The 8,371-nt window shown below is 69.8% G+C and carries 10 protein-coding genes; 2 read left to right on the top strand and 8 right to left on the bottom strand.

What is annotated here, in order from left to right; genetic code table 11:
- Together gatA and gatC are read right to left on the bottom strand one after the other, a co-directional pair.
- A partial coding sequence (gene gatA, locus VM306_RS03855) for an Asp-tRNA(Asn)/Glu-tRNA(Gln) amidotransferase subunit GatA (protein ID WP_325510909.1) occupies window positions 1-1,457 on the bottom strand: 1,457 nt, incomplete at its 3' end.
- Window positions 1,454-1,753, bottom strand: a complete 300-nt coding sequence (gene gatC, locus VM306_RS03850) for an Asp-tRNA(Asn)/Glu-tRNA(Gln) amidotransferase subunit GatC (RefSeq protein WP_189154510.1) — start codon at window positions 1,751-1,753, stop codon at window positions 1,454-1,456. The genes gatA and gatC, both read right to left, overlap by 4 nt.
- A gap of 230 nt (window positions 1,754-1,983) precedes the next feature.
- Here gatC and VM306_RS03845 point away from each other — a divergent pair, with 230 nt between their 5' ends.
- Window positions 1,984-2,637 carry an ACT domain-containing protein gene (locus tag VM306_RS03845; protein ID WP_325510911.1) on the top strand — a complete coding sequence of 218 codons (654 nt, stop codon included), beginning with the start codon at window positions 1,984-1,986 and terminating at the stop codon, window positions 2,635-2,637.
- Here the strand turns inward: VM306_RS03845 and VM306_RS03840 are convergent.
- The 3 genes from VM306_RS03840 to VM306_RS03830 form a co-directional block, all read right to left on the bottom strand.
- On the bottom strand, window positions 2,634-3,317 hold the full coding sequence (locus VM306_RS03840) for a 3-keto-5-aminohexanoate cleavage protein (protein ID WP_325510907.1): 684 nt from the start codon (window positions 3,315-3,317) through the stop codon (window positions 2,634-2,636). The two genes, VM306_RS03845 and VM306_RS03840, sit on opposite strands and share 4 nt — an antisense overlap.
- Window positions 3,318-3,406: 89 nt before the next feature.
- A complete protein-coding gene (locus VM306_RS03835) occupies window positions 3,407-5,068 on the bottom strand; it encodes a DUF262 domain-containing protein (protein WP_325510905.1) in 1,662 nt (553 codons plus the stop codon).
- A 38-nt stretch (window positions 5,069-5,106) separates the two neighbouring features.
- Entirely contained in the window at window positions 5,107-5,541 is a 435-nt protein-coding gene (locus tag VM306_RS03830) for a GNAT family N-acetyltransferase (protein ID WP_325510903.1), read from the bottom strand.
- A gap of 37 nt (window positions 5,542-5,578) precedes the next feature.
- On the opposite strand from VM306_RS03830, the gene VM306_RS03825 reads away from it, so the two are divergent.
- On the top strand, window positions 5,579-5,995 hold the full coding sequence (locus VM306_RS03825; RefSeq protein ID WP_325510901.1) for an SWIM zinc finger family protein: 417 nt from the start codon (window positions 5,579-5,581) through the stop codon (window positions 5,993-5,995).
- Here VM306_RS03825 and VM306_RS03820 read toward each other — a convergent pair whose 3' ends face one another.
- The 3 genes from VM306_RS03820 to ligA form a co-directional block, all read right to left on the bottom strand.
- On the bottom strand, window positions 5,996-6,499 hold the full coding sequence (locus VM306_RS03820; RefSeq protein ID WP_325510899.1) for a hypothetical protein: 504 nt from the start codon (window positions 6,497-6,499) through the stop codon (window positions 5,996-5,998).
- Window positions 6,500-6,556: 57 nt separating this feature from the next.
- Window positions 6,557-7,060, bottom strand: a complete 504-nt coding sequence (locus VM306_RS03815; RefSeq protein WP_325510897.1) for a GNAT family N-acetyltransferase — start codon at window positions 7,058-7,060, stop codon at window positions 6,557-6,559.
- Window positions 7,053-8,371 (bottom strand): NAD-dependent DNA ligase LigA (gene ligA, locus VM306_RS03810; protein ID WP_325510895.1); only part of this gene is annotated, 1,319 nt, incomplete at its 5' end. The genes ligA and VM306_RS03815, both read right to left, overlap by 8 nt.

Below are 8,371 nucleotides of genomic sequence, written 5' to 3'. Positions count from 1 at the left end.
CGCGCCGCCTCGTACGCCGCGGCGACGCGGTACATGCGGTGGTCCTGCAGCGCCGGAGCCATGATCTGCAGGCCGACGGGCAGACCGTCCTCATCGGACAGACCGCTCGGGACGCTCATGGCGGGCGTGCCCGCGAGGTTCGCGGGGATGGTGCAGAGGTCGGCCTTGTACATGGCCATCGGGTCGTTCGCGCGCTCACCGATCTTGAACGCCGTGGTCGGCGTGGTCGGCGAGATGAGCACGTCGAACGTCGCGAACGCCTTGGCGAAGTCCTGCGTGATGAGCGTGCGGACCTTCTGGGCCGAGCCGTAGTACGCGTCGTAGTAGCCGGACGACAGCGCGTACGTGCCGATCATGACGCGGCGCTTGACCTCGGGGCCGAAGCCGGCCTCGCGGGTCAGCGACATGACCTCCTCCGCGCTGCGCGTGCCGTCGTCGCCGACGCGCAGGCCGTAGCGCATGGCGTCGAACCGGGCGAGGTTCGACGAGCACTCGCTCGGCGCGATGAGGTAGTAGGCGGGCAGCGCGTAGTCGAAGCTCGGGCACGACACGTCCGCGATCTCCGCGCCCAGCTCCTTGAGCTGCGACACGGCGGCCTGGAAGCTGCGCAGCACACCGGCCTGGTAGCCATCGCCGCTGAACTGCGTGACGACGCCGATGCGCACACCGGACAGGTCGCCGTTCAGGCCCTCGCGGGCGGCGGCGACGACCGGCGGGACCGGCTCGTTGATCGAGGTGGAGTCCATCTCGTCGTAGCCCGCGATGACCTCGTGCAACAACGCGGCGTCGAGCACCGTGCGCGCGCAGGGACCGGCCTGGTCCAGAGAGCTGGAGAACGCGACGAGGCCGTAGCGGCTCACGCCACCGTAGGTCGGCTTCACGCCGACGGTGCCGGTGACGGCGCCGGGCTGGCGGATCGAGCCACCGGTGTCGGTGCCGATCGCGAGCGGGGCCTGGAACGCGGCGAGCGACGCCGACGAGCCACCGCCGGAGCCGCCGGGGATGCGGTCGAGGTCCCACGGGTTGTGCGTGGGGCCGTACGCCGAGTTCTCGGTCGACGACCCCATGGCGAACTCGTCCATGTTCGTCTTGCCGAGGATGACGACGCCGGCTTCCTTGAGCTTGCGCGTCACCGTCGCGTCGTAGGGCGGCAGCCAGCCTTCGAGGATCTTGGAACCGACCGTGGTCGGCACGCCCTCGGTGGCCATGACGTCCTTGAGCGCCAGGGGCACTCCGGCGAGCGGGGAGACCTGCTCACCGGACCTGACGGCCTCGTCGACCTTGCGGGCCTGCGCGAGCGCGCCCTCGGTGTCGACGTGCAGGAAGGCGTGGACCTTCCCGTCGGTCTCGGCGATGCGGTCCAGGTGGGCCTGGGTGACCTCGACGGACGAGACCTCACCGCTGTGGATCTTCGCGGCGAGCTCGGCCGCGGTGGCGTGGACCAGGTCGTTGGTCATGCTTCCTCACCCAGGATGCGGGGCACGCGGAACCGGCCGTCCTCGGCCTCAGGAGCGCCGGAGAGCGCCTGCTGCTGACCGAGGCTCGGACGGACCACGTCCTCGCGGAAGACGTTGGTCAGCGGAACGGCGTGCGACGTCGGCGGGATGTCGGCCGTGGCGATGTCGCCAACGGAAGCCACCGACTGGAGGATCACGTCGAGCTGGCCGGCGAACAAGTCGAGCTCGTCCTCGGACACAGCCAGCCTGGCGAGCTTCGCCAGGTGCGCGACCTCGTCGCGGGAGATGCTGGGCACTCCTGTCAACCCCCGTAGGGTCGGGATTCGAATCGGGAACCCCGTGAGTCTATGGGCAGGTCAGGCGCGCCTTCGAACCGGTTACCGCCTCCGGAGCTGACCGGCACGTCAACTTAACCGTTCCGCAACGCGGACAGCAGGTCATGCGCCGACCATGCGTCTGCGAGAATCACCGACCGGCAACGGCGCGAGACGCGGGGTCTCTCGCACGAGCTATGGAGGCGTTCACCTTGTCGTTCCTGATCCGGGTCCAGCTCCCGGACCGTCCCGGCACCCTCGGCGCGGTCGCAACGGCTTTGGGCGAGATCGGGGCGGACATACTCAGCGTGGACGTCGTGGAACGCGGTTCCGGCCTCGCCATCGACGACCTCGTGGTCGAGCTGCCGTCCGGCCGCCTGCCCGACACCCTGATCACCGCGGCCGAGTCGGTCGAGGGCGTCGAGGTCGACGCCGTGCGCCCCTACGCGGGCATCCTCGACACCCATCGCGAGCTGGAGCTGGTCGAGGAGATCGCCGAGGAGCCGAAGAAGGGCCTCGAGGTCTTCACCGAGGGCGTCCCGAAGATCATCCGTGCCGGCTGGGCCGTCGTCGTGGGCCCGGAGGGCACCGGCATCAACCGCCTGACCGCGTCCTCCGCCGCCCCCGAGACCCGCATGGCCGACGTGCCGTGGTTCCCGCTGGAGCGCGCGACCGTGCTCGACGGCGAGGACGAGTGGGTGCCGGAGACCTGGCGCGAGCTGGGCACCGAACTGGCCGCCACGCCCCTGGGCAAGCCGGACCGCGTGCTCGTCGTGGGCCGTCCGGGCGGCCCGATGTTCCGCGCGGCCGAGGTGGCCCGCCTGGCGCACCTGGCGGGCATCGTCGCGGTCGTGCTGCCCGACTAGTTCGGGGCCTTGGCCCGCTGGTTGCGGCGGGCGCACGCCACCAGCTCGGCGTTGTTCCTGGCCCTGGTCCCGTCGGGCTTGTGGAGCGTGTCCTCCAGCCCCATGCGCACGTGGTGTTCGAGCCGCGCGGCGTAGGTGAAGACGGGCCAGGCGTCGGCGTCGCGGCCGTGCAGCAGGACCGGCAGGCCGAGCGGTTCCACCTGTGCCAGCAGGTCTTCCGCCGAGTCGCGGGTCGCTCTCACGGTGATCCGGTTGATGCCCTCCGGCAGTTCCCGCAGGTCTGCGAGGTCGGCGACGACCAGCTCGACGGCGACGTTGACGCGGTGCAGCGCCTCGGTCAGCTCACGCCACGCCGGGTCGCTGAGGTGCACGCTCGCGATGTCCGGCCGCCCCGCCGCGAGCGGCCCCCAGCTGCCGATCAGCCTGGCGCGGTTGCCGGGCACGTTCGTCGACACGCCGATCTCGATGCCCGGCACGGCGGCCCTGACCGTGGCGATCGTGGTGGCGATCTCCGGCCCTGCCAGCGTCTGCGCGCCGATGACGTCCCTCGGGTGGAGGTGCACCGAGGTGACGCCGAGCGCGGCGACGTCGGCCGCGTCCTCCGCGAGGCGTTCGGGTGACAGCGGCAGGGCCGGGTGCTCCTCGGCTGTGCGGGAGCCGTTCAGACAGGCTTGCAGCACACTTCATACGGTCCCACACAATCGCCGTGTCCGCGTTGCTCCAAGGGTCAGGTCGGCGGCGTGCGAGTGGCCGCGCCGCAGGCGCTGACCTACAGGTCCCAGCCTTCGGCGAGCGTCCGCAGCAGCTCCTTCTGGCGGGTCTCCAGCACCGCGGGCGTCCACTCGGAGTGCTTGAGCACCTGAACGGTCAGCGCGAACGTCGGCACGCCGTGCTTGCTCTGGAAGTACTTCGTCGTCTTGTCGGTGAAGTCGTAGTTCTTGGCCTGGGAGTTCTTCGCTCTGGTGAGCAACACCAGGTTCGCGAGCCGATGCCGCCAGACGACCTGCTCCTCCTCCGAGAAGTCCGTCCGCCACCGCGAGCCCGGCTGCGGTTGCTGCGGCAGGACGTGCTCGACGGTGATGATCGGGAAGTCGTACGTGACACCGGAGCTGCCGGCCAGCATCTCGTTCAGCCTGAGCAGGACGTACTTCCGCGTCTTCTGCACCAGGTACAACGCGCCGTCGAGCTGCCGCAGCGTCTCGGCGCGCTCGTCGGCGTCGAGCTCGAAAGCGGGCGAGCCCAGGCCGTGACCTGCCGCGAGTTCTCTCAGCAGGGTGGAGTACCTGATCACCCGGGGTGTCGTGTAGACGCGCCGGATGAACATGCTCGCGGCGAGTCGCTCCAGCCTGCGGAAGAAGCCGTCCAGCCAGTCGGGGTCGTCACCACGGTGCGCCAACGCCCACAGCGCAGGAGGTAGCCAGTCGCTGTTGTCGATCTGGGCGAGCCTGCGGAACCACGCGTTGACCTGCTCCGCCTTCGCCGGCGCCTCGTACCTGAAGTCACGGATCTGCTCGTACGCCTCCGCGTAGGGCACGAGCACGTCGTCGACGAACTCAGCCGCACGTCCCGGGAGGTACCGGGCCAGCACCTGCTTCGGGAACTCGGTCATGAGGTCCTGCTTCGCCCGTTCCTTGGCGAAGATCATCCTGATGTAGAGGAACAGGTCCGCGAAGTCGCCGCGACCGAGCATCACCTCGGCCTCGTCCCACTTCGCGGCGTACTCGTCGTCGAGCACCCCGATGACCTTCGACTTGAAGATGTCCGCCGGCGAGAGGTCCAGGCCCCTGGCGTTCATCACGCTGAAGATCCGGTGCGCACTGGTCAGGTTCGGTGTGGTCACGATCACGAGGAAGGTGCGTGTGGTGATCATCTTGACCAACCGGTGCCTGGCCTCCTCGCTCCACCCCACGAGAGCGTCGCGCAGGGCTTTGGCGTTGTCGCGGATCGACTTCTGCGCATCCGTCTTCACAGCGCCGTCGGCGAGCGCGACCAGTTCCTCGATCCGGCCGGGAGTCTGCACGTAGGAGCGGAAGAAGACCTGGTCGCGCTTCTTCAGCGCGAGCCTCGGCTTGGCCTCGAGGTCGAGCAGCTCGTCACCAGGCTCGATGATCATCTTGCCGAGCGACTCGCGGATGCCTCCTGGAGTCGCGAGATCTCGGACGATCGCGAGGAGGATGGTGAGGGTGGTCAGCCTCTGCTGACCGTCGATGACCTCGGAGTCCGCGACACCGTCGTTCTTCACGAGCACCATCGAGCCGAGGAAGTAGGGCTCGTCGTCTTCCCGTTCGACAGCTTCGACGAGATCGTCGAGCAGTTGCCTCGCCTGCTCGACCTCCCACGCGTAAGGCCGCTGGTAGTCGGGGATCCAGAAGTCGTAGTCACTGCTGAACACCTTGCGAAGCGGCACTTCATGGGCCCCGAGCTTGTGCATGACCGCCTCATCGGGAGCGCGGCGACCGCTGTTACGTCCTAGAGCAGGATTCGGTAGTGGACGAACGGGGTCTTCTCGGCGACCTGGTCGTAGAGGCGTCGGGCCGTGGTGTTCCACTCGCTGGTGTGCCAGTAGACGCGGGCGCAGCGCTGCTGTCGCGCCCACTCCGCGACCGCCTCGATGAGCGCGCGGCCCGCACCGCGGCCGCGTGCCTCGGGCGCGGTGAAGAGGTCCTGCAGGTAGCAGACGTCCGGGCCGGACGTGCTGGGGTGCTGGAAGAAGTGCGTGATGCCCAGGATCGTGCCGCCGTCCCTGGCGCACAGGGCGTGGATGGTCCGCGCTGCCTGGAACGCCTGCCACTTCTCCTCGTAGGTTTCCGCCGGCAGCGTGCGTTCGTAGAACGTGTTGTAGCCCTCGAACAGCTCCTGCCACCTGGTGCGGTCTCCGGGTTCCAGCGGGCCGATCGCGATCATGTTGTTCCTTTCTGGATCACCCGGTTGGATGACCCCCGTGTCGACGGACCTCACCACCGAACTGCTGCTGCACCGCGCTGGCACCAAGTCGTACTGGCGCGGGCTGACCTATCGCGACGCCGTGCTGTCCCTGCGGGTGCACAGCCGTCATGTGGCGGCTCGGGTGCGGGGTGGCGAGGACACCGCCTACGCGGTGGAGCTGTCGTGGTCCGGCGCTCATCTGGTGGGGTCCTGCAGCTGCCCGCACGGGTCGGAGGGGTTCTTCTGCAAGCACTGCGTCGCGGTCGGGCTGGTGCTGCTGGACCGGGGTGAGACGGTGCCGCCGCCCGACGCCGAGGACGTGGAGCTCAAGGACGTGCTGAGAGCCTTGCCCGCGGAGGCGCTGCGGGACCTGCTGTACGAGCAGGCCGCCGGTGACCTCAAGCTGCGGGCGCGGATCATCTCAGCACTCTGATCAGCACTCTGGCGGCCGCTGGGTCTCCGGCAGGAGGGCGCAGTGCTTGTAGCGCCCCACCGCGACGTCGGCGAGCACCCAGCTCTCCCCGTCCCGGACGAACGTCAGCAGGTGCGGAAGGGCGTAGCCGGTGGACGGGACCGGGCCGGCGTCCTCGAAGTACAGCTCAGCTTGTTCGTAAACGTGGGCCACGACGGCCTTGCCGTTCTGGTCGGTGTCGAGCCTGTCGACGCGTGTGCTGACCACGGCGGACCGGTAGCGCGTCCTGGACGACGCCCTGGCGGCGTCCAGCTTCGTCTCGTGGACTTCCAGTTCCGCGGCCAGGGCAGCGGTGACCGGCACACCGAAGCCCGGCGCCTGCGCGCCGGTGGTGACCTTGCGCGCGCGGTTCTCCAGGTAGCGCTGCGCGATCCCGGCGATCTCGCTCCTGTCCGGCTCCTCCTGCACGATCGGCGCGGCCGAGGCGCCCAGCAGCAGCACCGGCACCAGCGTGACTGCTCTCATTCGCGAACCCCCATCCGCGGCCCTGTCCGGTAGACGTGCCGCGTCGGCGGCGGTTGCTCAGAGCGGCATGCCGTAGGCGTAGGCCAGCAGGTCGAGGCCGGGCACCGGCGACCAGTCGCGTTCGGGCAGGCGCGTGAAGCCGAGGCGCTGGTAGAGGCGGTGCGCCGCCAGCATCTTCTCCGACGACGACAGCACGACGTGGCTGACGCCGGCGGCGCGGGCCCTGTCGATCACCGCGCGCACCAGGAACTCGCCCACTCCCCTGCCGCGGGCCGCCGGGGACACCGAGAGCATGCGGAACTCCAGCTCGCCCGGCCGCGAGATCTCCGCGTAGGGCGTGCCGGGGTGCACGACCGTGACGGAGCCCAGGACCTCGCCGGTCTCGCCGTCCTCCGCCACCAGGAGATCGGCGTCGCGGAAGCGGGACGTGGCGTCGGCCAGGGTCCTGGCGTAGTCGTCGTGCGCGGTCACGTAGCCGTCGGCGCTGTAGGCCTGGACCGTGATCGCGCCGACGACGGACAGGTCGGCCTCCCGGGCCGGCCGGATGAGCAGGTCAGCCATCTGTGCCTTCCTCTCCGATGACGGCCACCTCCCTCGCCGCGTCCGGGCCCTGCTCCAGCAGGACGCGGAAGCCCGCCTCGTCGAGGACGGGGACCTTGAGGGAGATCGCCTTGTCGTACTTGGATCCTGGCGAGTCGCCGACCACGACGAAAGCGGTTTTCTTGGAGACCGAGCCCGCCGCCTTGCCGCCGCGGGCGAGGATCGACTCCTTGGCCGAGTCGCGCGAGTACTCCGTCAGCGAGCCGGTGACCACGATGGACAGGCCTTCGAGGTTGCGGGTGATCGACGCGTCGCGCTCGTCCTCCATCCGCACGCCCGCCGCGCGCCAGCGCCGCACGACGCCTTGGCGCCACTCGGTTTCACGCCACTCGACCACGGCGGCGGCGATCGTCGGGCCGACGCCCTCCGCACCGGCCAGGATTTCCTCCTCGGCGGCGAGGATCGCGTCCATCGAACCGAACTCCTGGGCCAGCGCGCGGGCCGCGGTGGGGCCGACGTGCCGGATCGACAGCGCGACCAGCACCCTCCACAGGGGACGCGACTTGGCCGCCTCCAGGTTGTCCAGCAGCTTCAGCGCGTTCGCGGACAGCTCGCCGTTCTTGGTCTTGAGGCGCTCTACCTGCCGCAGGGCATCGGCGTCGAGGTCGAACAGGTCGGCCTCGTTGGTGTACACGGTGGACTCGGTGATCGCGGCCGCCGCCTCGTAGCCGAGCACCTCGATGTCGAGCGCGGCGCGGGAAGCCAGGTACGCCAGGCGTTCGCGCAGCTGACCGGGACACGTCTCCGCGTTCGGGCAGCGGATGTCGACGTCGCCCTCCTTCATCGGCCGCAGCACGGCGTTGCACTCCGGGCACCGCGTCGGCATCACGAACTCACGCGCGTCGTCGGGCCGTGCGGCGAGCACCGGGCCGAGCACCTCGGGGATCACGTCGCCCGCCTTGCGGATCACGATGCGGTCGCCGATCAGCACGCCCTTGCGCTTGACCTCGCCCGCGTTGTGCAGGGTGGCGCGGGCGACCGTCGAGCCGGCCACCTTCACCGGCTCCATCTCGGCGAACGGGGTGACCCGGCCGGTGCGGCCGACCTGCACCTTGATGTCCAGCAGGGTCGTCGTCGCCTCCTCCGGCGGGTACTTGAACGCGATGGCCCAGCGCGGCGCGCGGGACGTGCTGCCCAGCCTGCGCTGCGACGCCACCTCGTCCACCTTGATCACCACGCCGTCGATCTCGTGCACCGCGTCGTGGCGGTGGGCACCCCAGTACTCGACGTGGTCGTTGACCTCCTCGAACGCCGTGAGCACCTTGGTGTGCG

Source organism: Lentzea sp. (assembly GCF_035525475.1).
Lineage (GTDB): Bacteria > Actinomycetota > Actinomycetes > Mycobacteriales > Pseudonocardiaceae > Lentzea.
The sequence above is the reverse complement of the archived record's forward strand: the minus strand, read 5'-3'. Positions and strand labels throughout refer to the sequence as shown.